The 24,930-nt window shown below is 38.5% G+C and carries 15 protein-coding genes and 1 tRNA gene; 7 read left to right on the top strand and 9 right to left on the bottom strand.

The features are described from left to right. Positions 1 to 90 precede the first annotated feature (90 nt). Positions 91 to 663, top strand: a complete 573-nt coding sequence (locus DSM106972_RS22570) for a PadR family transcriptional regulator (RefSeq protein ID WP_127082816.1) — start codon at positions 91 to 93, stop codon at positions 661 to 663. Positions 664 to 669: 6 nt separating this feature from the next. Here DSM106972_RS22570 and DSM106972_RS22565 read toward each other — a convergent pair whose 3' ends face one another. The 4 genes from DSM106972_RS22565 to DSM106972_RS22545 all read right to left on the bottom strand — a co-directional run bounded on the left by DSM106972_RS22565 (position 670) and on the right by DSM106972_RS22545 (position 7,093). After that, complete coding sequence (locus tag DSM106972_RS22565) at positions 670 to 2,064, bottom strand: alkaline phosphatase family protein (protein WP_127082815.1); 1,395 nt, start codon at positions 2,062 to 2,064, stop codon at positions 670 to 672. 372 nt (positions 2,065 to 2,436) lie between these two features. Continuing rightward, entirely contained in the window at positions 2,437 to 2,568 is a 132-nt protein-coding gene (locus DSM106972_RS55385; protein WP_325052202.1) for an ATP-binding protein, read from the bottom strand. Positions 2,569 to 2,582: 14 nt separating this feature from the next. Then, complete coding sequence (locus DSM106972_RS53675) at positions 2,583 to 4,625, bottom strand: response regulator (protein WP_158632865.1); 2,043 nt, start codon at positions 4,623 to 4,625, stop codon at positions 2,583 to 2,585. Next, positions 4,622 to 7,093, bottom strand: a complete 2,472-nt coding sequence (locus tag DSM106972_RS22545; RefSeq protein ID WP_127082814.1) for a response regulator — start codon at positions 7,091 to 7,093, stop codon at positions 4,622 to 4,624. The genes DSM106972_RS53675 and DSM106972_RS22545 overlap by 4 nt, the downstream gene beginning before the upstream one ends. A gap of 205 nt (positions 7,094 to 7,298) precedes the next feature. Between DSM106972_RS22545 and aroB the strand changes: the two genes are divergently transcribed. Then, on the top strand, positions 7,299 to 8,396 hold the full coding sequence (aroB, locus tag DSM106972_RS22540; RefSeq protein ID WP_127082813.1) for a 3-dehydroquinate synthase: 1,098 nt from the start codon (positions 7,299 to 7,301) through the stop codon (positions 8,394 to 8,396). A gap of 38 nt (positions 8,397 to 8,434) precedes the next feature. Here aroB and DSM106972_RS22535 read toward each other — a convergent pair whose 3' ends face one another. Further along, on the bottom strand, positions 8,435 to 10,147 hold the full coding sequence (locus tag DSM106972_RS22535; protein WP_127082812.1) for a pentapeptide repeat-containing protein: 1,713 nt from the start codon (positions 10,145 to 10,147) through the stop codon (positions 8,435 to 8,437). Between the two features lie 417 nt (positions 10,148 to 10,564). On the opposite strand from DSM106972_RS22535, the gene DSM106972_RS22530 reads away from it, so the two are divergent. Further along, on the top strand, positions 10,565 to 13,510 hold the full coding sequence (locus tag DSM106972_RS22530; protein ID WP_127082811.1) for a zinc-dependent metalloprotease: 2,946 nt from the start codon (positions 10,565 to 10,567) through the stop codon (positions 13,508 to 13,510). Between the two features lie 72 nt (positions 13,511 to 13,582). Here the strand turns inward: DSM106972_RS22530 and DSM106972_RS22525 are convergent, their stop codons facing one another. Together DSM106972_RS22525 and DSM106972_RS22520 are read right to left on the bottom strand one after the other, a co-directional pair. Continuing rightward, the gene (locus DSM106972_RS22525; RefSeq protein ID WP_127082810.1) at positions 13,583 to 14,617 is read right to left on the bottom strand and encodes a WD40 repeat domain-containing protein; all 1,035 of its coding nucleotides are present in this window, start codon (positions 14,615 to 14,617) and stop codon (positions 13,583 to 13,585) included. A 128-nt stretch (positions 14,618 to 14,745) separates the two neighbouring features. Further along, complete coding sequence (locus tag DSM106972_RS22520; RefSeq protein WP_127082809.1) at positions 14,746 to 15,741, bottom strand: DUF1517 domain-containing protein; 996 nt, start codon at positions 15,739 to 15,741, stop codon at positions 14,746 to 14,748. A gap of 410 nt (positions 15,742 to 16,151) precedes the next feature. On the opposite strand from DSM106972_RS22520, the gene DSM106972_RS22515 reads away from it, so the two are divergent. Beyond that, on the top strand, positions 16,152 to 17,858 hold the full coding sequence (locus DSM106972_RS22515; protein ID WP_127082808.1) for a pentapeptide repeat-containing protein: 1,707 nt from the start codon (positions 16,152 to 16,154) through the stop codon (positions 17,856 to 17,858). 177 nt (positions 17,859 to 18,035) lie between these two features. Here the strand turns inward: DSM106972_RS22515 and DSM106972_RS22510 are convergent, their stop codons facing one another. Further along, a complete protein-coding gene (locus DSM106972_RS22510) occupies positions 18,036 to 18,413 on the bottom strand; it encodes a DUF4359 domain-containing protein (protein WP_127082807.1) in 378 nt (125 codons plus the stop codon). Positions 18,414 to 18,528: 115 nt separating this feature from the next. On the opposite strand from DSM106972_RS22510, the gene DSM106972_RS22505 reads away from it, so the two are divergent. From DSM106972_RS22505 to DSM106972_RS22495, 3 genes are all read left to right on the top strand, one after another. Next, positions 18,529 to 18,601: transfer RNA gene (locus DSM106972_RS22505), tRNA-His, on the top strand. 535 nt (positions 18,602 to 19,136) lie between these two features. Beyond that, positions 19,137 to 21,554: a sucrose synthase gene (locus DSM106972_RS22500; protein WP_127082806.1), complete on the top strand. Its 2,418-nt coding sequence runs from the start codon at positions 19,137 to 19,139 to the stop codon at positions 21,552 to 21,554. Between the two features lie 124 nt (positions 21,555 to 21,678). Beyond that, positions 21,679 to 24,111 (top strand): two-partner secretion domain-containing protein, encoded by a 2,433-nt coding sequence (locus tag DSM106972_RS22495; RefSeq protein WP_127082805.1) that lies wholly within the window; start codon positions 21,679 to 21,681, stop codon positions 24,109 to 24,111. Positions 24,112 to 24,243: 132 nt separating this feature from the next. On the opposite strand, the gene DSM106972_RS22490 is transcribed toward DSM106972_RS22495, so the two are convergent. After that, positions 24,244 to 24,798, bottom strand: coding sequence for a peptidoglycan-binding domain-containing protein (locus DSM106972_RS22490; RefSeq protein ID WP_127082804.1), 555 nt, complete (start codon positions 24,796 to 24,798; stop codon positions 24,244 to 24,246). Positions 24,799 to 24,930 lie beyond the last annotated feature (132 nt).

The raw sequence follows: 24,930 nt of genomic DNA, 5'->3' as shown, positions 1-24,930 counted from the left end.
TCACTGACTCTGTTGGTGATGTTGTACTAAACATTGAGAATGTCTTAGATGTTCAAAAATGTCCAGGTTAAAAGTATCAGCTATATGTATATGTTTAGAAGATTTCATCCGCGCTTCCTTACACCAGCATGGGCAGGAGAAAATATTAGTAATAGTTTCTTTGCAAGTGAGCGCTTTGGACGAAAAGAATCGCACGGTCATGGGTGGGGAGATAGACGACGCACTCGTCGTGGTGATATGAAGTTTATTCTGCTTGGGTTATTGTCTGAACGTCCCCAGCATGGTTATGAAATTATTAAAGAGTTGGAAGCTCGTCGTGGTGGCTTTCATCGTCTCAGTCCTGGCTCTGTGTATCCAACTCTTCAAATGCTAGAGGAGAGTAATCATTTGACTAGTACACAGGTTGAAGGAAAGCGTGTTTATACTATTACCGAAAGCGGTAGACAACTGTTAAGTGAGCGCAATCAACAATCTAATTTAGAAAACCCTTCTGACTTTAAACAAAGTAAACCTTCTGAATTAATTGAGTTGCGCGATACTTTAACAGAGTTGAATGATGCTGTTACTACTGTTGCTCGGAGTGGCAATTTAGAACGAGCAAATCAAGTGCGTGACCTTCTTATTCAGGTTAAGCGTGAAATTTACAAAATTCTGGCACAGTAATAGGTATTAGCAACGCACTTCTTTTTGCAATTCAGGCTGTTCTTGTAGGTGTTGTAATATCAAGTTACACACTTCTGTCGCAGCAACTGTGTTATTTGAATCTAATTGCTGAGTAATAAACACTGGTTTATCTTCTGGAGAAACATCTATACTACCGTGTGAACCTTTGACCAGAGTTGCGTCTAATGGTATTACGTCCATTAGGTAACGGAAACCTAATTTTTTCTGCAATAATTTTAAACCAACTTTTAGTTTTGGGAATTTGATTTGTGGGTCGATGAATAATTCTACAGGGTCATAACCTGGTTTGCGGTGAATATCAACAGTTCTAGCAAAGTCCGGCGCCTTATTATCATTCAACCAGTAATAATAAGTAAACCATGCATCATTGTTAGCAACAGCGACAAGCTCACCCGAACGTGCATGATTTAAGCCATGTAGTTTTTTGGCTGTATCATCTAATATATAGCCGATTCCATTGATTGATTGTAGCAAGTCTTTAACTGCTGAAGTACATTCAGGGTCATTTATATAGATGTGGGCAAGTTGATGGTCAGCAACTGCAAAAGCCTTACTGGCGCCTGCATCTAATATTTCACGCCCTAATTCTTCCCTAACTTTAAGTAAACCCTTTTCGCGAAGCACGCGGTTAATATGAATAGGCTTTGATACATTAGTGATGCCATATTCAGATAGCACAATGACTTTGGCGCCGCGTGTTTCATAAAAATCAATCAAATCGCTACAAACCGTATCTATCTCTTGTAAGTCTTTGATTATATTCTTTTCGTCATGTCCAAATTTCTGTAAACAGTAATCTAGATGCGGTAAATAAATCAATGTTAAAGTTGGATTAGATTTTTCTTCTGTCCACTTAGCAGAATCTGCTATCCAGCGCGTAGAATCAATAGAAGTATTGGGACCCCAAAAATTAAACAGTGGAAATTGTCCTAATTCTTTTTGTAAATCAAATCGCCAGTCACTCGGCTGCGTGTAAATATCAGGTAACTTTCTGCCATCAGCAGGGTACATCGGTCGTGGAGTCACCGAGTATTCAACCGACGAGTACATATTATACCACCAAAATAAATTCGCACAGCTAAACTCAGGATTGTTAACACGTGCAATATCCCATATTTTTGGAGCTTGTACTAATTTATTCGACTGGCGCCAAAATTTGACCTCAGATTCCGAGCGAAAATACCAACCGTTAGCAACAACACCATGTTCATTAGGAAGAACACCAGTTAAATATGTAGCTTGTGCAGTGCAAGTCACAGCAGGTAGAACAGGGTTTATAGTGGTGACTTGTCCACGTTGTGCCCACTGTGAAAGCTTGGGAGTATATTTTAGAAGTCGTGATGACAGACCGACAACATTTATAACAACTGTTTTATTCATAATATATAAGAAGTTAATTATAGAGTTGATCCCCCAATTCCCCGCGAATTCGGGGGATCAAAATAACTATATCTAAGTACACAATCAAATACTTGATGATATTTTAGATGGTACCTGACATAATTTTTGCTTTATCCATTCATACTCGCGCTGAATATATGTAAGTAAATCTAACTCCATATTATGAGGCTAAACTTCCCAAGTATGTGTTTCAATTTCTAAATGATTACAAAAATTTTAAATTATTAATAATTCAAATATTTTTATAACATCATTACTATTACCTATAATATTTTAACTCAAGCTTTATTTAAGTAGCTCAATCAATTAACTTTGTGTAAATAAAAATGCTTTTCTCTGTATTTTTGTGCTTTAACTTATTGGTAAAGTCAAAGTAAATGCGGTTTCCCCGTCTGGTGTTTCTTCTAGGGTAAGGGCGCCGTGATGTGCGCGCATTATTTCGCGTGCTAAACTTAATCCTAATCCTAGGGTTTGAGGGAAAATGTTTCTACTTAAGCCTATTTGTTTAAAAGAGTTGTTATTTTGTCAAGTAGCCGGGGCATTTCGATGGGTTTTGTGTCGTATTCATCACACCCGCTATTAAGTGCTTTTTCTCGGTCGCCTGACATTGCATGTGCTGTTAGGGCTATTATTGGAATATGTTTAGTATTGTTATTGGCTTTTAATTGTTTTGTCGCTTCCCATCCATCTAAGACAGGTAAACTCATATCCATTAAGATTATATTGGGTTTTGCAGTAGTTGCTAGTGATACACCTTCGCTTCCATCAACTGCAATTATAACTTTATAACCTGAGCGCTTTAAACGACGTGATAGCATGTCGCGGTTCATTTCGTTGTCTTCGACTAGTAATATTGTTCGTGCATTACCAACTTCTGTTACTTGCTGTGTGTTTCTGGTTTGATTTATTTCAGTTTGTAGTTTCTCTATTTCGCGCTGTAATGCTAATTCTTTAATCTTTCGCTGCGTAATATCTTCTAATATTCCTTCGTAGTATATAGCTTTTCCATTCGCATCACGCACAGCCCGCGCGCTTTCTGCAATCCAAATTATTTCCCCGCTGTATTTATATACTTGATACTCTATTCCTATAACTTGCCCTTGTGCTTCAAGTAAGTAACGAAATGAGGAGCGCCACTCATTATCGACATATAATTTATAATTTATTGTATTTACGGTTTCTATCATGGTAATAGGGTTATCAAAACCGTGAATCATTGCCATTGACTGATTGACGAATACAATCTGCCCGTCAGGTGTTGCTTGGTAAATACCTTGTAATGCATTCTCAAAAATGCTTTTGTAGCTTTCTGCGTCGATACGTAATGCATCTTCGGCACGTTTACGGTCGGTTATATCGCACAGCACACTCAAAATTGTTGGTTCGGAGTTAAAGGTTAGGGGTTGTAGCGATGCTGTCATCCATAACTGTGTACCACTAGCACTGATAGTACGAAGTTCTCTGTTTACGATAGTTTCGTTTTTTTGCAAAGCACTAGTAATCTGATCATAGTCTGTGTGCCCTAAAAAATCTTGAATATGGCGGTTGCATAACTGCGCTACGGGTAAAACAAAAGTTAAAGCTGCTGCTGCGTTTGCGTAAACAATTAAACCATCACTCAACCGAGAAATTATAATAGCAATTGGCGCCGCATCAGCAATTAATTGTTGTCCAAAGTGTTTCTTTGATGCAGCAGTTTGCATTACCTCTATGTCAATTGCTTGTAACTGCTGCTGCGCTAAGTTTACAATATTATTTACCATATTTAATACTTTCTGAGCAGATGTATTAATACGCTCTAAGTCTGGTGCAAAGTCGGCGCCTGGTTCTTCAACTAATAACTCACAATAACCGATAATTGTACTTAGAGGAGTCAATATTTCCAAACGTATTTTAGCACCAAAGTCATCAAAAGTATGTTCTTTATTTAATTCAAAGTAAGCTGGGTCAATAAGTTTATTTGCGAGGGTAAGCATTTGATGACCGCTTGTAAAAATTTTACTGATATCTATATATATATTTGTATTTTGCTGATGTTTTAATCCATCTAGTAATATCTCGCTATAGCCAATAATAGCATTTATCGGCGTACACAATTCGTGACGTAAATTTGAAAATAATGCTTTTTGAATATAAGGATTTAATTGAGATATATTTAGATCTGAGGAAGATTTCGTTTTTTCGATAAAACTTTCAATTTTGCTAAGTAAACGCGAAAAATCAATCGGTTTACTTTCATACTCATCACAACCTGCTGCCAAAGCTTTTTCTCTATCACCCTGCATCGAATGCGCTGTTAGAGCAATTACAGGTATATTTCGTGTTTGGGAATTTGCTTTTAGCTGTCGGGTAGCTTCCCAACCATCTATTACAGGTAAATTCATATCCATTAGTATCAAATCTGGCTTTTCTGCCAGAGTCTTAGATACCCCTTCGACGCCGTTTAGTGCAAAAATTATCTCATAGTCGTGACGTATAAGACGACGAGATAGCATATCACGGTTAACTTCATTATCTTCTACAATCAGTATTTTAGTCATTTTTTTAAAGCATTCTTGATTTCGTTGAAGAGAGTTTGATAGTTATAGGAAGCTTTTTGATAAATACGTTCAATTTGTCCATCTAAACGTTGACGGTCTTCTTCGGTTAAATCTTTGGCAGTTAACACGATGACAGGAATAGATTGCCATTTTTCAACTTTGCGAAGTTCAGTAATAAAATCAAAACCGTCCATTTCTGGCATCATTAAATCGAGTAATATAATCCCTGGCTGGTAATTTTGCATTACTTCGAGTGCGATACGTCCGTTTTCTGCTTCCATAACTTGCCATTCTGCTTTTTGAAGTTGACGACGTAGCATATCACGGTTTGCTGTGTTATCTTCGACTATCAATACTGATTGCGGCGCCCCTGAACGGTTACAATTGGTATGGTATTTTTGTAATACCGTCATCAAGCGTTCATGATTAATAGGTTTGATTAAATAATCGGAGGCTCCAAGTGCCATACCTAAGTTAAAATCATCGATAATTGTTGCCATTATTACAGGGATATCCGCGCTTTGTGGATCTTGTTTAAGTTGACTTAATACAGACCAGCCATTCATTTCAGGCATCATCACATCTAATATAATCACATCAGGAGATTGTTTCGCTAGCTCAAGTCCATCTATTGGGTTGGCAGCAGTTACAACGCTATATCCTTCACGTTCAAGGTAACGCTGCATTAAGTCTAGTACCGCTGGGTCATCGTCTATTACTAATACAATACCTTGTTTAACTTTAAGTTCTTTAACTTCTTTCTTTAATTCTGTACCTTGTTGTATCTGTTCGGGTAACACAATAGTAAAAGTAGTACCTTCACCAAATATACTCTCAACACTTATATTACCTCCCATCATTTGACAGAATTTTTGTGTAATAACTAAACCTAAACCAGTACCACCATATTTACGAGTCGTCGAAGCATCTGCTTGTGAAAATGCTTGAAATATATTTGCTAGCTGTTCGGGTGTCATCCCAATACCAGTGTCGCTGACACTTATTGTAGTACATTTATTCTGATTTTTAACAGTCAAAGTAATTTTGCCATTTTCGGTAAACTTACTTGCATTACTCAGCAAGTTAAACAGACTTTGACGCAATTTTGTAATGTCAGAACGCATAGTGCCGATATCATGCGAATAATTTAGAATTAGTTTATTCCCATGTTTATTAATTAAAGGCTGAATCGTAGCAGCAACATCTTGAATCATGGCAGCAATATCAAACGTCTCTAGATAAAGCTCCATTTTGCCAGCTTCAATTTTCGACAGGTCAAGGATGCTATTAATTAACTCTAACAGATGCTTGCCAGCGCCATGAATTTTTTGGACATCGGGGATAAGTTGCGTAGAGTTAGCATCAGTCATTTCTTCAAACAGAATTTCGCTATACCCAATAATGGCATTAAGAGGAGTGCGAAGCTCATGACTCATATTCGCAAGAAAATGACTTTTGGCACTATTGGCATTTTCTGCATCTAACTTTGCACGTTCAGCTTCTTTCATAGTTTCGGCAAGTTGAGAAGTGCGTTCTTCTACAGCACTACTTAGATTTTGCTCGCGTTCAGCAACTTCATGTGCCATATATTGGAAAGCACGCGATAATTCTCCTGGTTCATCGTAACGATTTGTAAACTTAGCAATTTGTGGCGAATCAAATTTACTTAATACCTCTGATGTTAAAATACCTGAACTTGCTTGTTTCGCGATTCCTGTTAGTTGTCGAATTGGTTGGATAACCGTGCGATTCAATAACCAATTAATCAACAATACAACCGCTGTAAATATGGATATAAAAATTCCCATACTTAACGATAAATATTTATTGCCCTGTGCGAATACTTCACCAGCAGGAACGTAAACCATTTGAGATGCAACAATCTCATTTAAATTCCAGCCAAAGCCATTTTTGTCACCATAAGCAGCTATCATACTTTTAGGCGCCTGGTCTGGGGTACTATGACATTCTAGACAGCTAGCTTTAGTAACAGCAAGCGGTTGTGCAATATAAAAGTACTTTTCACCATGTTGAACACGATATCCATTTGTACGTTTTAAATTAGGTTTTGCACGGAACTGCTCAACTAATACCTTTTCAAAGTCATCAACTTTATCTTTAAGATTAGTTGGATTTAAAGTGGCTTCTTTGTAAATAAAATTACTATACTCTGATTTTTTCTTAAAGTTCTCAAATACCTGATTTGCTGAAAACGCAGGGACTACTTCAGCAACAAATCGCGCTTCTGTTTCTACCTTATCATTTAATAGCGGTTGTATATTTTTATCAGTATAATCACGTACAGAATTGATTATCTGGGTTAAAATTTCCGTCTTAGTTGCGACTTCATCCTCCGCTTTGCTATGCATCGCACTCGATAAAGTAAAACCGCTAATTATAATTCCACCAACAAATACAAGCAAAAGCAGTAAAGTAAATTTATTCCCAAGCTTCAGTTTTTTCAGCATAATTAGAACTAGAGTACTAAAATAAAATTAGAATATAGCCTCATAAACTATAGGCGCCGTTTTAATGCGATTATGCAGACAAATATCGATACGGGTGTAATTTGCTCCCATTGCATAAATATAAATCATATGTAATCTCAACGCTCAGTAGTAAAGTAGAATCATCAAAGACTAGACAGGCGCCAACGAGCAAAGGGATTAAACAATGGCTTGCACAATCAATGTAAATTTACCAGAGTCCTCATACGAAATTCAAATCGCACCGTCAACTCTTGACAAACTTGGCGAGTATATGAGCAAGTTAGAGCTAGGTAGAAAAGTTTTGATTGTATCAAATCCAACTGTGTTTGAGCTTTATGGAGCGCGTGTTGTTAATTCATTAGAAGCTAATAATTATCAAGTATTTACCTGTATATTACCTGATGGAGAAAGCTATAAAAATTTAGACTCGATAAAAGAAATATACGATGCATGTATAGAACATCGCTTAGAACGTTCTTCAACGCTGGTCGCATTGGGTGGTGGTGTAATAGGGGATATGACGGGGTTTGCTGCGGCAACTTACCTGCGAGGCATTAACTTTATTCAGGCGCCGACTACACTATTGGCAATGGTAGACTCATCTATAGGTGGCAAAACAGGTGTTAACCATCCTAAAGGTAAAAACTTAATAGGCGCCTTTTATCAACCGAAGTTTGTTTTAATAGACCCAGAAGTATTACAAACGCTACCCGAACGCGAATTTAGAGCTGGAATGGCAGAAGTCATAAAATATGGTGTAATTTGGGATGCTGAATTTTTCGCTCAAATGGAAGCAAGTACACATTTAGATAGTATAAAAACAATCAGCCCCGAACTTTTAGAGACTATTATTAAACTATCATGCCAAGCTAAAGCTGATGTAGTCGGCCAAGACGAAAGAGAAGCAGGACTACGAGCAATTCTCAACTACGGTCATACAATTGGACACGCAGTAGAAAGCTTAACTGGATACACAGAAGTAATTCATGGGGAAGCTGTTGGTATTGGGATGGTGGCAGCAGGAGAAATGGCAGCAGAACTAGGAATGTGGACGAAAGCAGAAACCGAACGACAAAATCATCTTATTGCCAAAGCTGGTTTACTAACACATTTACCCAAAATAAACATAGACGAAATCATCACAGCCATACAAATCGACAAAAAAGTCAGAGACGGTAAAGTTCGATTCATTCTACCCACACAAATAGGTAAAGTCGAAATCACCAACGAAGTACCAACAGATACTATACGTAGCGTACTGAATAATTTGCAACGGATGTAACAGACGGGTTATTTTAAGTAACTCATCCGTTACATCCGTTAATCATCTGTTGCCAGTAGAGCAGCAGGTACATTCACTGCTGTCTCCAAACCCCTTACACCTTTCCAGGTTTGATTATCATTCCAAATTATCCCTTCTAGATTGGCGCCAGTCAAATCGACGTTTTCTAAAATGGCGTAGCTTAGATTTGTGTAACTCAAATCAGCACCATTAAAAATGGCGCCTGTAAGGTTACTACTATTAAGGTTGGCGCCAGTTAGGTTTGCGTAGCTCATATCAGTTCCGCACAAAACAGCTTCACTAAGGTCAGCACCATGTAGGTCAGCTTCACTCAAATTAACTCCGCTCAAATCAGCTTCGCTTAAATTGACATTACTAACGTTGACACGACTAAGGTCGGCGCCAAGAAGAATACAAGAGTTAAGATTGGCGCCATTAAAGCAAGCACCGCTAAGTTTGGCGTAGCTTAAATCTGCTGCGTGTAGTATGGCATTTTGTAGGTTAGCGCTAAACAGGATGGAATCACTCAAATTTATTCCTGTTAAATTAGCATTCATAAAATTTACCCCACTTACATCAGCACGACACAAGTCAGCTTGACTTAGGTCAGCACCTTCTAAGTTGGCGCCGCTCAAATTTGCACCGAAGCAAGTTACGCTTTTAAAAATCGCATGACTAATTACAGCATCTCGAAGATTGGCACCTGTTAAGTTCGCACCACGCAAATTCGCACTATCTAAGTTACTACTACTTAAGTCAGCGTAATTCAAATCGGCACCCGATAAATTCGCATTCTGTAAATTAGCACCGCTAAAGTTGGCACTGCTAAGGTCAGCACGTCGCAATATAGCACTACTCAAATTGGCGCCACTCAGGTTTGCATCTCCTAAGTTCGCAGCACCTAAATTAGCACTACTCAAATTGGCGCCTGTAAAGTTCGCGTTACCTAAATATGTGCCCGTAAGAATTGCATTCGTAAAGTTTACACCTGTAAGGTTTGCGTCACCTAGATAGGCACCGCTAAAGTTACCAGCATAAAGGAATTCACCCACAGTACTTGCAAAATTACCAACTTCTATGGAGTCACTATAATTAATGACACGGAGCAACTGCGATGTAAAAAAGTTAGCAGTGTCAGGTTGTCCGGATGGATAAAATATTATTTTTTGCTTAAGTTCTTCAGATTGCCGTGCGTAACGGTGTAGCTCAAAAAGCAAAATTAACACATTTAGCCCTGTATATATATCTACCGCACGCAATCCTAGCTTCAAATTTTTGGCTTTAACTTGCAGCATTTTTTGCTGGGGAAAATTAGCATCGGGTAATGCGTCAATAAATTCCCCTTGGCACCAACGTTGATAAAAATTATTAAGACGCTCAAAAACCTTAATTGGATAGAACTTATTGTTTTCACTAAGTCGTGCGATAACAAGTTCCACATTTTCGGCTTTTAAAGCACTTTCACCCAGCAAATTGTAAAGTTCTGTATAGAAGGCTGTATCGTCAATGAGCCAAACGTCTTGCTCTATTACTTGCCCCCATTCTGTGAACCTGGAATACAGTTCTTCATTCATCAACAATTGCTGTACATTCTTGGTACCGAACTCGCGCTTTTTTGCTTTTCCATTCCCACTTTTTCTTAAGGTACGTCCAACTTTGCCCACAACAGAACCATTATTCAACTTTTGATGCACCCAAGAACCCCTGACATAAGTTCCTAATTGCTTCCAGACTTGAGATAAATCTGACATAGTTGTTTCCGAGTCATACTATATTATAATTACCCGCAAAGGTTGTAATCAAGGGATTATACTTACTAGCAAGCTTTTATCAAGCTACTTAGTAGCGTGTTATTTCATACATTAAATCTTTTTAGTACACGATAATAATAAAGTTCCCTCCTGACTGACTACGAGGCTCATCTTAGAACAAAATAAAATCTCTGGTAAAAGAGTATTTCACTTTTTGGCAAAGATAAAGTTTGTGATTAAGTTGTTTATACTATTTCCAGCTGCTTATTTACTAGTCAAATCTAAAAAAAATTACGTATTTTTTGCTACAGACATAATTGTTCGCAAGAATACTACAGTAAGACAGTACCAAAATAGTTACAGGTACGACACAGTAAACAAATGTAACGCTGTTAATTACACAGTAGGGTGACTTGGATGAAGCGATTAACTTCTTATATTGTTTTGTTACGTGGTTTGGTAATAGGTATTACTACCGCCAGCTTAATGACCTATTCAATTAATGCAGTTGCACAAACTGCTGTTGACAACGGTACGCGGGTTCGTGTAGAAGAAAAAACCAAGGGAGCAGACAAGTTCAAACGACAACAACGGTTGGGCAAGGGTCAGGTATGGGTGTTAAATCAGAATAAGCAAGTACAACCACAAAATTTCGCGTGGGTGGTCGATGATGTCAAAAAAGCCAACCAACAACCTCTGTTACAACTCGCTAAGGCGCCTTCAAGTTCAACGAAAAAACCTGCGGAGGCGCCAAAACCAGCAAAACGCGATGACTTAGAACCGTTTGATGAGGTCACCAAAGACACACAGCGCTCAGAAGGTTTATTTACTCTGTATAGAAATAAAGAAAAAAATAAAATTTATCTAGAGATTAAACCAGAACAGCTAAACAAAAATTTTCTGGCAACCGCAACCCTAGAGTCGGGTATCGGAGAAGGTGGTATATATAGCGGTATGCCACTGCAAGATTTTTTATTTTACTTTAAGCGTGTAAATAACAACTTGCAATTTGTTGTTCGTAATGTTAATTTTCGTACCCGTGAAGGCGACCCACAAGCTCGGTCACTCGCACGGTCTTTCAGCGACTCGGTTCTATATAGCATTCAACTCAAAAGTATTCATCCTGAACGCAAGACGCTTTTAATTGACTTAGGCGATATTTTATTAACCGATGTATCAGGGTTATCGGCAAGTATCGGAGTTAGTGCAGGTGGTGACCAGTCATATTTTGGAGACGCAAAAGCTTTTCCGCAAAACTTAGAAATCGAATCGATAATGAATTTTATTGGGGGTGGTGGCAGTAGTCGCGGCAAGGAATTAGGACTACCAAATTTTGAGACTTTAGCTGATAGTCGTGGGTTTACACTGCGAGTTCACTACAGCTTATCGCAATTACCCGATAATAATTATCGTCCTCGTTTAGCTGACGAACGTGTAGGATACTTTGTCACAGCTTATCAAGATTTATCGAACGATGACCGCAACGACCCGTTCGTTCGTTATATCAACCGTTGGAATTTAGAAAAGCAAGACCCGAATGCGGCAATATCACCACCCAAAAAGCCAATAGTGTTCTGGATAGACAACGCAGTTCCCCTAGAATACCGCAGTGCAATTCGCGATGGTGTTTTAATGTGGAACCAAGCATTTGAGAAAGCAGGATTTAGAGATGCAATTCAGGTCAAGCAAATGCCTGATAATGCCACTTGGGACCCCGCCGACATTCGTTATAATACAATTCGCTGGATAAATACCGTTGATGGTTACTTTGCAATGGGTCCATCGCGTGTTAACCCATTGAATGGGGAAATTTTGGATGCGGACATTTTAGTCGATGCTAGTTTTGTGCGTGCGTTAAAAAATGACTATCGGCAAATCGTTCAACCCAACCAGGTGCAAAACAGAACTTCAATTAGTACGTTGATGCAAAACCGGATGTTATGTGCCAACGGACTTGAAGCAAGAGCATTAGGAGATAAAGGTAAACCAGATGCTTCCAACTTTCTTGGTCGCATTTCGCGTCTCGCAGGCGAGTATGATTTATGTTACGGAATGGAAGCAGTAAATCAGTTCGCTTTTGGTAAAATGGCGATGACGATATTACCAGGCGCCCTTTCAACAAACGAACAAATCAAAACTTATATTCACGAGTATCTTAGGTTAATTATTGCCCATGAAGTCGGGCACACATTAGGCTTACGGCATAATTTCCGTGGCAGCACCATGCTAAAACCAGAGGAAATGAATAATACCGAAGTCACCCACAAACGTGGTTTAACAACATCAGTAATGGATTATATCCCCCCAAACATAGCACCCAAAGGTGTAAAACAAGGCGATTACTTCCCCAACATGATTGGTCCCTACGACGAATGGGTAATTAAATACGGATATACACAAATTCCAGTTCCAACAACAGGCGCTGAGAAACCATTCCTTGAGACAATGGCAAAAGAATCGAGCAAACCTGAGTATAGTTATGCCACCGACGAGGACATGCTCGACCTCGACCCAACCGTTAACGCTTGGGACAATAGCGGTAATGTGCTACTTTACTCACAATGGCAACTTGAGAACTCTCGTCAACTATGGGAGTTAATCAACAAGCGATATCCTTCAGATGATAGAGACTACAGCGAAATTAGCGAACAATTTGGTACCGTTCTTGGTAACTATTTCCAAAATATCTTCTTTACCACTAAGTATATAGGCGGTCAATCTTTTTACCGTGTACGTGCCAATGAAGGAGATAAACGCTTACCATTCCAAACAGTTCCCGTCGAAAAGCAGCGACAAGCATTAGCGACATTACAAAAATACGTCTTTGCCGAAGATGCTTTTAACTTCCCACCTGAATTATTAAACAAACTAGCGCCTTCTCGCTGGCGCCATTGGGGAACAAGAACACGGGTAGGCAGATTAGACTACCCAATACACGACTTAGTACTATTTATTCAAACATCAGTACTAGTTGACTTGCTATCAGGAGACCGTCTCTCACGTATTAAAGACATCGAACTAAAATCAGCATCCGACAAAGCACTAACAATCCCTGAGTTATTCGATACTCTACAAGAAGGAATTTGGACAGAAGTCGTCAAATCCAAAAATCGAGAAATTAAAATATCAAGCTTACGAAGAGGTATACAGCGTCAATACTTAGACGTTTTAACCTCAATGGTGCTGCGTAAAGAACAAGAACGCATACCAGAAGACGCACGTACCATAGCTTGGTATAAGCTCAAACAACTCGATGAAAAACTCAAATCTGTAGACTCAAAAGACGAATATACTAAAGCACACATTTTAGAAACACGTGACCGTATAGACAAAGTACTTAGTGCGCGAATTCAATCCAACTAGGCAACGGATGTAACGGATGTAACGGATGAACTCATAAATCATCCGTTACATCCGTTACGTAATCCGTTGCCATTACTCACTCTTCCACAAATAGACTCGCTTATCGAAACCACCTGTTGCTAGGGTTTGACCGTCGGGACTAAATGCTACTGCACTTACCCAGTCTGTATGAGCGTATAAACTTGTTACTAATTCACCTGTAGTTAAATTCCAAATTTTGGCGCCATCACGTCCTGCACTTGCCAAAATTTCTCCATTCGGATGTACTGCTATTGCATTTACCCAGTCGCTATGTCCTGTTAATGTTCGCTCAAGTGTTGCTGCATTCAAATTCCACAGTCTAATGGTTCGGTCACGACTTGCGCTAATTAATGTTTGTCCATTTTGACTAAATATCAAGCTACTAACTGCATCGGAATGTGCAACATAACCACGAATGACTTTACCTGTACTCAAATTCCACAGTTTGATAACACCTTTGCTATCACCGCTTGCTAAAGTTTGACCGTCAGGACTTATTGCCACAGAATGAATTAAGTTATCGTATTTTACCAAAGTTGCTAACGGGCGCCGTTGTAATAAGTCCCAGACACGAATACCATCTATGGCGCCGCTAACTAGTACTTTACTATCTGGTGTAACTGCTAGGGACATGACGTTAGTGCTATGAGCAACGAAAGACCTTAAAAATTCGTTGTTTCTTAAATTCCATATATTAATGCTGTTATCATTGCTACAGCTAATTAGATTTTGTCCATCGGGTGAAATTAATAATGATTCTACTGCTGTTTTATGTGCGCGGTTGACTATACCCTTTTTTCTGCCTTTCACAGTGTCCCATAGATATATATGACCATCGTTATCACCACCACCACTTGCTAAAACTCTACCTTCGGGACTAAAAGCCAGAGATTTAACTGTTCCAGAATGTGCCCTAAGAGTATATAGTAATTGCGGGTTGGCAAATCTACCTGTTACTTGTTGAGTTGTGTCTAGTATAGCAGGGGCATTTTTGCTTGCTAGTCCTTGGAATTGGGCAGAGCTTAGAATAATAGCCGTTGTACAGCAAAGTATTATTAGTTTACTTAGTTTACGCTTGCTCCTCACTGTCGTTCCTCTTTAAATATACGTAATCATAGTTCAAGTATATTTCCCACCCAGATCAAAACCCACAAAAATAGACGCGACATGTCGCGTCTCTACAAGGGGTTATGAAATTTTCAGACTAATTGGTATTACACCAATTTCAAATCAGTATATTCTGCGAGTAGGTCATCTGATGTTAAGGTATCACCAGGCGCCTGGGGAGTCCACAATACTTCAATTGCTAAAAGCTTGTCGCTAGATATGCTACCAATTTGACGCAGTGCTTGACGTAACTCATCGGCGCCATTTATTGCTGGCATTTCATATTTACCAAGTGTAGCTGCCAAGAGTGTAACTATTATATATTCTCCTGGGCCAGAGGTAATTAAATCGGTGGGGTTATCGATTTCACCAGAAGATGGTAAAGCGTCTTGGTGCGCGATGTTTCCCTTGAGTTGATTATTGACGTTTGATAAGGTTTCTTCAGTAAACTTACTGCGTTCCCCTAATGCCAAACGGTTAAATTCTGCTTCTGCGGAGTTTAAACGTGCTTGTTGTGTGCTACCACCTGCATATACCCAATATTCAGGGTGACGAAGTAAGGCTAAACTTGCTTCTTGTAATACTTCTGCACGTCCTGCATCTGTATTAGTATCTGCTGTTTCTGCTATTCGGTTAAGTTCTTCTTGTAACCCACGTGCTGAAGCGAGTAATCCTACTTGTAATTTTGTTACCGATACCGTTGGGTTAGGTGTATATGCTTCTTCGTATGATGATGAATCACCACCACTGCCAACACGACGGAACGCTTGCAAGATAAAGTTAGCAACGGCAAAAAATATTAAAATACCGAAGATAGAACCAAATCCTCCACCAATTCCCCAAAATGGTAATAGGAAGGGAAAACCAAACCCACCACCACCTGGATAGTATCCACCACCGTATCCACCACCAGGTGCATAAGTACGAGGACCACTATAAGGACGACTACTGCTTGGCATTCTAAAAGAACCACCACCGATTCTACCACCACTGCCTGCTGCATAAGCATTATCTACATGACTAAATGCCAAGCCAAATACAAGACATAGCAGGAGTAACGGTTTTAAGAGCGGTTTAATAGTTCGCTGTAATTTTTTACGCATAACACAATCCTGAGTTTTTGTTAATTCGTTTTTGGTTATATTCTTCCAACCTGGGTAGGAGTGTTGCGCTTGCTAGTACTAGGCGCCGAAATAAGAACAAGTCAACTTACCTGTCCGTACTTTTATAATTTATCGTCTTTTACTGGCTGATGACAGCGAACCACAGACGGATTTCCTCACCAAGATACCGAACACATATATTATCTTTTTTCTTTCTCTTCCTCTGCGTTCTCTGTGTCTTTGTGGTAAATATTATTACATTATAACACAGACAAGGATGCCTGTGCCACAATGCTGGAACAATGCTAATTATAAATACTTAGGTTATTTTAGAAACAAATTACACAATATATATGTCAGCGATACTGGATGCTGATTGAATTAATTACCTTATTCAATAATAGACAAATATGAATTCTTCAACCAGTCGCAAATCTATACTCAATAAGTTTTTTGCCCTAATTGCCTTATCAATACCTTTACTACCTTACATACCCGCAAAAGCAGAAAAACCTGAACATGTCAAGCAGCTACTTGAAACAAAGAAGTGTCGTAAATGTGACTTACAAGGAGCTTCGTTAAGTCGGCAAAACCTTAGAGATGCGGATTTAAATGACGCTAACTTACGTAGAGCCGATTTAAATCGTGCTAATCTCAGAAATGCCAATTTAAGCAGTGCTGATTTGAGTGATGCTGATTTGGAAAGGTCTGATTTACAAAATGCTAATCTTAGTTATGCTGATTTAAGTGGCGCCGATTTGAGCGATGCTGATTTGAGTAACGCGAATTTGAATGGCGCCGATTTAACGGATACTGATTTAAGAAACGTAAATTTATATGGTGTTTCCCTTAGCAATGCCAAGTTACGCGGCGCTAGGCTCGACCGTGTGAACCTGCGCGGTGTAAACTTAAGCGGGGTTGATTTGAGTGGCGTTGATTTACGTAGTCTCAATCTCAATGACATAAATCTCAACGGTGTTAATCTTAGCAATGCGAATTTAAACGGGTATGATTTACGCGCAGCAGAGTTAAGCAACGCCAATCTCAGTTATGCTAGTTTGCGAAATGCTAATTTAAATAACGCTAAGTTACGTAGTACCAATTTAACTAACGCCAATTTAGATGATGCTGATTTACGTGATGCTGATTTACGTGACGCGAATTTAAATGGTGTGAGTTTACGAGGTGCTGACTTACGCGGCGCCAATATTGATGCAGCTAGATTAAGCAATGATACATTTAAAGCAGATGCATCTGACTTTAACCTCTGGGGAGATAATCGTTTTAGAAGACGTGACTACCAAGGCGCCATCTCATACTACGATAGAGCTATAAGTACAGACTCTCGTAACATTGAAGCTTATGCTAATCGCGGTTTAGCTAAAAGCAAATTAAAAGATTACCAAGGCGCCATTGCTGATTACAACAAAGCCATAGAAATTGACGCTAACTTTGCTCGTGCTTATAACAACCGAGGTATAACCCGCACGCTCACCCAAGATTATACAGGCGCCTTAGCTGATTTTGATAAAGCAATCAATATTAATGGCAGCTATGCAGAAGCATACAGCGGCAAAGCTAATATATATAGACTTCAAAAAAATTATTCTGCTGCCATCAACGAAGCATCCACCGCACTACGTCTCAATCCCAAACTAGCATCAGCTTATCACGCACGTGGTGTCGCACACTTTGCCAACAAAAACTATCAAGCAGCAATTCAAGATTATAACAAAGCCATCGATAACTCTAGCGACTGGGCAGAAGTTTTCTTAAACCGAGGAATAGCACGTTATGCTATCGGTGAATATAGAGATGCAACAAAAGACTTCGACCGAACCATAGATATAGATAACAATTATATAGACGCTTATTACCAACGTAGTTTAGCCAGATTTGCCCGCAAACGCTACGAAGATGCACTCAAAGACTGCGTGCGAGTACTTCAACGTGACCCCAACCACGCACTTGCATACGAAAATCAAGCCAACTCCCTACTCGCTTTGAAACGAAAACCCGAAGCAAAACTCGCTATTGAACAAGCTCTCAAAATATATACCCAGCGTAATGATAGCGAAGGTATTAAACGCGCTCAAAATATTCTCTCTACACTCTAAAATATGGGGTCATACCCTACAGGTGTCTGACCCCGTGGTGCATCATGTAGAGTCAACATAGAATAGTGCTTGCTTATAACCTGATAACACTTGGCGCCAGTTTTTGCACCGTATTCACTGGCGCTTTTATTATATCCAGCCAAAATTAAGAATGGGGAAAGTTTTATTAAACGTTCCTTAGTTTTGCTGTGCGCTGTAAGTGTAGAATTTATCGAAGGCGCCTAAAGTCTGAAATTTGTAAGAAGGCACCCAATCACTGATTTTCAATTCAGTACTGTAAACACTGAAAACCATAAAATCGTGTCTTTCGGTGCTAGCAGCAATAATATCGCGCATTTGCGGACTAGCAGCATCGACAAATTTGTCACACTGATTATTAATAAGTTTATCTAATATACCAAGACTTTTCTTACACACGTTGGATTTTACGTAACTAGACAGTTCTTTGACAGCATACTGTTGATAGGAAGCCTCGCTAGGATTACTTTTTACCATAGCGATAGCCAACAAAGATAGTCCTAAAACTCCCACACCTGTAATAATCGCTGATTTCATGCTCTTAAATTGGTTATTAGCTATAATTATCAGACTTGAAAAAAAATCAATCCGTTCCTTTTGAACTACTCTTGCCTATTTTATTTTTTGTGTGCTATTATGTTTTAGTGACGTGGCGAGCGTCGCCAAGTGGTTAAGGCAGTGGTTTGTGGTACCACCATTCGTGGGTTCAAGTCCCATCGTTCGCCCTTAATTATACAAGCAAATAAGTAATAAAAGACTGTAGAGAATTACAAAGTTAAATATCTCTACAGTTTTATAGTTATAAAGCAACCTAATGACAGTCAATATTGAGAATGACGACAGTTAGTATTTAGAAAATGCCTAGAAGGAAAATAACCGTGATACCGCAAAAGATAGCCAAAAGTGTCATAAATATGCTAGGGACACTATGGTCATCAATAATTGCTTTTTGCGTATTGTTAGTCATACCAATCTCCTGTGATATTTAATCACTGAAACCCAAAATGGATTTGTTTCTGGATTTTGTACTGCAATTATAGACATATTGGCTGAGTTATAATATCTATCTATTCAAAACTTGATTTAACTTTACTAATATTAAAATTAGCTGAAATAAAAAACTCGCAAAATAAACTTTTGTTAAAAATCAACCATCCGTTACATCCGTTGGCAGGATTATCTCTTTAGTTAGAGTGCAAGGAACTTGTAGTTAGTGTAAGTATAACTTTGGGCGAATAAAAATAAAAAACAAGGTATATCATGTCTGAATTATTGCAAGCAGTCCTAAATAGTGATGAAAAAAATGATTTACGTTCATTGATGAGTGAATTACGTTTGTGTGAGAAGCGTTATTTATTGCGGAACGACATTTTAAATTTATATGAAGATTTTTGTACAAAACATCAAAAAAATGCTCATACTCAAAGTTCACATCTAAGTAAGCTAATTTATTATACTCAAGAGATAATTCAAGAAGACTCTAATCTTTGCTTTATTATTCGTTCTAAAATAGCGAGTCAAGAAGTTTACTTGTTGACTTCTGATTTGAGTATTGAAGCGATGACTGTGCAAGACCTTTTGGATATGCGTGACCGTTTGGTTAACCGCTATTATCCAAACGAAGGTGACTTATTAGAAATTGATTTTGGTCCATTTTACGATTATTCACCCATAATTCGCGACCCTAAAAATATTGGGAAAGGTGTGGAGTTTCTCAACCGTTACCTTTCGAGTAAACTTTTTGCTGACCCGAAACAATGGCAAGAAAGTTTATTTAATTTTTTGCGTTTGCACCAATATCGTGGTATCCAATTACTAATCAATGGACGCATTCAATCTCAGCAGCATCTTTCAGAAAAAATTAAAGCAGCTATTGCATTTATCAGCAACCTTCCATTATATGAACCGTTAGAAACGTTTCGTTTGGACTTACAAACGATGGGGTTTGAACCAGGTTGGGGAAATACTGCTGCACGAGTCCTTGAAACTCTTAATATTCTAGATGATTTAATCGACTCTCCGGCGCCTCAAACTCTGGAAACTTTCATATCACGCATCCCAATGATATTCAATATAGTATTGGTATCACCTCATGGATGGTTTGGACAAGAAGGAGTATTAGGAAGACCAGATACCGGGGGTCAAGTCGTTTATGTACTCGACCAAGCTAAAAATTTAGAGACGCAACTCGAAGAAGATGCGCTTTTAGCAGGACTCGGTGAACTGAATGTACAACCAAAAGTAATAATTCTGTCACGTCTTATTTCCAATAACGACGGTACACTTTGCAACCAGCGTTTAGAAAAAGTCTACGGTACTACAAATGCTTGGATTTTACGTGTACCGTTCCGCGAGTTTAACCCAAATATGACACAAAACTGGATATCCAGATTTGAGATTTGGCCGTATTTAGAAACTTATGCTATTGATGCTGAACGAGAATTAATAGGGGAATTTCAAGGTAGACCCGATTTAATCGTCGGTAATTATTCGGATGGTAACTTGGTAGCGTTTTTACTTGCACGTCGAATGAAAGTGACTCAGTGCAATATCGCACACGCTTTAGAAAAATCTAAATACTTATTTAGCAACCTTTACTGGCAAGATTTAGAAGAAAAGTATCATTTCTCTATGCAGTTCACCGCTGACTTGTTGGCAATGAATGCTGCTAATTTTGTAATTAGTAGTACCTATCAAGAAATTGTTGGCACCCCAGATAGTATTGGACAATATGAATCGTACAAATGTTTTACAATGCCCGAACTTTACCACGTTGTAAATGGGATTGAATTATTTAGTCCAAAATTCAACGTAGTTCCACCAGGAGTAAACGAAAGTTACTATTTTCCCTACACCCGTAACGAAGAGCGAGTTGAAACTGACAGACTCAGACTCGAAGAAATGTTGTTTACTCTCGATGACCCTGCACTAATATATGGAAAACTAGAAGACCCAAGTAAACGTCCTATTTTCTCAATGGCACGTCTAGACCGTATCAAAAATTTAACAGGTTTAGCTGAATGTTTTGGTAAAAGTCAAGAATTACAAGAACACTGCAATTTAATTTTAGTTGCAGGAAAGTTACGAGTTGAAGAGTCAGGTGATAATGAGGAACGTGATGAAATTATTAAACTTTATCAAATTATCGACGAGTACAACCTGTATGGGAAAATTCGTTGGTTAGGTGTGCGTCTTTCTAAAACAGACTCTGGCGAAATTTACCGTGTTATTGCCGACCATAAGGGTATTTTTGTTCAACCTGCATTATTTGAAGCTTTTGGTCTGACTATATTAGAAGCGATGATTACAGGAATGCCAACTTTTGCAACTCAGTTTGGTGGACCGCTAGAAATCATTCAAGATAAAGTCAACGGTTTTTATATCAACCCTACCAATTTGGAAGAGACTGCCAGCAAACTTTACGACTTTGTGACTAAATGCGATAGTAACCCTGCTTACTGGGATGAAATTTCAAAGCGCGGTATTGAAAGAGTTTATACTGCTTACACCTGGAAAATTCATACAACTAAACTTTTATCTCTTGCACGTACATACGGTTTCTGGAATTTTATATCCAAAGAAAAGCGTGAAGACTTGTTACGTTATATTGAAGCATTGTTTCACCTTATCTATAAACCTCGCGCGCAGCAATTGTTAGAACAGCATAAATATCGGTAAGTATATAGTATCATACATCACACGTAGAAACATTACCATGTAGAGACGTTACATGTAACGTCTCTACAACATTATTGTGGTAAATATATAAGAACAAAATTTTTAAATAATAAATCCTTGTATAATGCCTTACTACCGTAATTTACTTATGCAGATTGTATATACAAGTATAACTACGATTGCAGGATGGTCGGCGCCATGTATAGCAGTTACACCTGATAGTACTCTGCAAAACCCAACTACAATCAACCAAGTTGGTAATCAAATTACCGTTAATGGTGGTATACAAGTCGGTTCAAACTTATTTCACAGTTTCAGTGATTTCAGTATTAATACGAATAATGAAGTAATTTTTAATGCAAATAATACAAATAATATATTTACGCGAGTAACAGGAGGGAATGTTTCCAAAATAGATGGTGTAATTACCGTGATTGGTGGCGCCAATTTATATCTGTTGAATCCTAATGGTATTATATTTGGTTCCAACGCGCGGTTAAATGTTGGGGGTTCGTTTATAGCTTCAACAGCTTCACAGCTAGAGTTCGCCGATGGTACTTTATTTGATACAGCTATTCAGGCGCCAAGGCAACCACTATTAACTATCAGCGCTCCCATTGGATTAGTATTTAATAATGACTTACCAAAATCAATATTAGTTACAGGTACAGGATATCAAATGCGCGGTAGTGGTGCCGCAAATATTCCAATATTTCAAACCACAGTTCCTAGTCAACTAAATGTTAACAGTGGTAAAACTTTAGCATTAATCGCTGGTACTTTTGAACTTAATGGTGGAACAGTTGGTGGTAATGGTGGTGACGTTCATATCGGTACTGCACAAAACGAAACTGTAAAGATTAATAATCCAAATATAATATCTTTTTCTTATGAGTCAAAAATACCATCGGGTGATATTGACTTAATTAACCGTGCTGGGATAAATACCAGTGGTGGACACACAGCACCATCGGGTGAAATAACGTTGCGTGGACGCGAAATCAATATGTTGGGTGGTAGTGTTGCCATCTCGCAAAACTTTAACTCTAGTCGTGGTGGTGATATTAACGTCACTGCACAAACACTTAATATTCGTGGTGATAATTTTGCTGCTTTACTACGTGCGGGAATAGTTAGCGAAGCAGCAGATATAGGAAGAAGCGGTGATATTAATATTCAAGCAAAAACGATTAACTTAACTGATGGCAGTACAATTACTAACCGCAACAACAGTTCTGGAAATAGCGGTGATGTTAATATTCGTAGCGAAACTCTCAAAATTGATGGTGTATCTGCCGCAAGTCCTGCGAGAATAACTTTTATAGGCGCCCAAACAGGTGGTTCAGGTACTGCTGGTAACACAAACATAAAAACCTCAACCCTAGATGTAACTAAAGGAGCAAGTATCAGCGCCTTGGTATGGAACAACGGTAAAGGTGGTAATGTTAATATTGAAGCTAGTGATAAAGTCTCTGTTATTGGAACATATGGCGCCCCTGGCTTTGTTGTGAGTGCTATTAGTGCATCATCTTTAAGTACAGGCGAACCAGGAAATATTAATATTAATACTAATAAACTAGAAGTACTTGATGGTGGTTTAGTTAGCACAACTATTTACTCAGATGCCAAAGCTGGCAGAATAAACATTAATGCTAAAGAATCAGTAATAGTAAGAGGAATTTACCCAGGTTCATTAATTCCTAGCCAAATTCGTTCTAGTGTCAATATAGCTCCACCTCAGTTGAGAGATTCTTTTGGTGGTCCACTTCCAGCAATTCCTCAAGGTGAATCACGTAGTGTTACCATCACCTCTCCAAAAGTTACAATTCAAGACTCTGCACGTATTAGCGTTCGTAATGAAGGGTTTGGTAATAGCGGCAAATTAGAAATTTACAGTAAAAATATTGAATTAGCCAATAATTCAGAACTTACCGCTACCACTTTTCAAGGAAGAGGAGGTGATATTTTTTTAACCACGAAACAATTAACACTTAGTAACCAAAGTCGTATCACAACCAACGCACGTGGTACGCAGGCAAATGGAGGTAATATTACTATTAATACAGATACACTTCTTGCCTTAGAAAACAGCGATATAACAGCAAATTCCGCTAATAGTTTTGGAGGTCAAGTTTTAATTAATACACAAGGTTTAATCGGAATGGAGTATCGTCTAACACCGACCCCATTTAGTGACATAATTGCATCAGGTGGTAATCCTTCACTAAACGGAGTCGTCAAAATTAACACAAATGAAACCGATCCAACAACTAACCAAACTCCACTACCAGTTCAAATTATTGAAACTCCCCAAATATCATCACAATGTAGCACCGTCAAAACCGCACGCAGTCACTTTACGATTACAGGAAGAGGGGGAATACCGCAAAACCCGACAAAAAATTTACTTGGACAGGCAATTTGGAATGACTTAAGGAACCCTAATACTCGTACAACTTTACCCAATACTCAAATATCAACAGAAATTATTGAAGCTGACACCTTTATAATTCAAAACGGAGAACTAGCACTTGCCAATAGCGGTCTATGTCATTAATTTTGCTACGTTGGCGCCAAATTTACAGAACTGACGTATAGAATCTTAGAAACCGGGTTTCTTTATTGATATATTGCAATAACAATGACGATTTGCGTAGGAACCCGGTTTCTTTGTATAGACCAAGACTTCTCATCTTGTTAATTCGAGCCAAGTATTTTGTCCAACGATTCCATCGACTACTATATTACGTTGATATTGAAAAGCTTTGACAGCGGTTTCAGTCAAGGCGCCAAAAAAACCATCTACTTCTATACTATAACCACTGGATACTAATAACTTTTGTATAACTCGTACTGAAGTACCTGAATCACCAAATTCTACCGTTGGAAGACTGCTCGTAGTTCTTCTACGGTTAATTGCTACTATCACATAATTATTGTCTTTATCTGCAACTATTTCTCCTTGTGTCAATAACTGTTTTTCAGAAACAACTTTAGCTAAAATATTACTTAGTATTCCTTTTACTTTATAATTAGATGAAAATACGACAGCAGGAGAAGTATCACCAAGCTGAGTAAACTCAGGTGGTGTCACCTGAAGCGTTGCAGTTGAATTGGGTAAATGTGTTGAATTTGTATTAAATAAATCGTTTTCGTGCTGAACCACAAGCTGTTGGGGCAAATTGTCAGAAACTTTTTGCCTCATTACCAATATGCTCGTCATCAGCAGCCCAATATCGCTCATTGTATATCGTTTTACTACCGCTCACATTTCCATTGACATTAAAAAGTATCTGATTCCGGAAAAGTACGCATTTACAACTAAAAATCAATCAAAAATTCATATTTATATATCAAAACCTATTAAATTATACTT

The organism is Dulcicalothrix desertica PCC 7102 (assembly GCF_003991905.1).
Lineage (GTDB): Bacteria > Cyanobacteriota > Cyanobacteriia > Cyanobacteriales > Nostocaceae > Dulcicalothrix > Dulcicalothrix desertica.
Note: the sequence above shows the minus strand (reverse complement) of the source record. Positions and strands in the feature narration are given on the sequence as shown.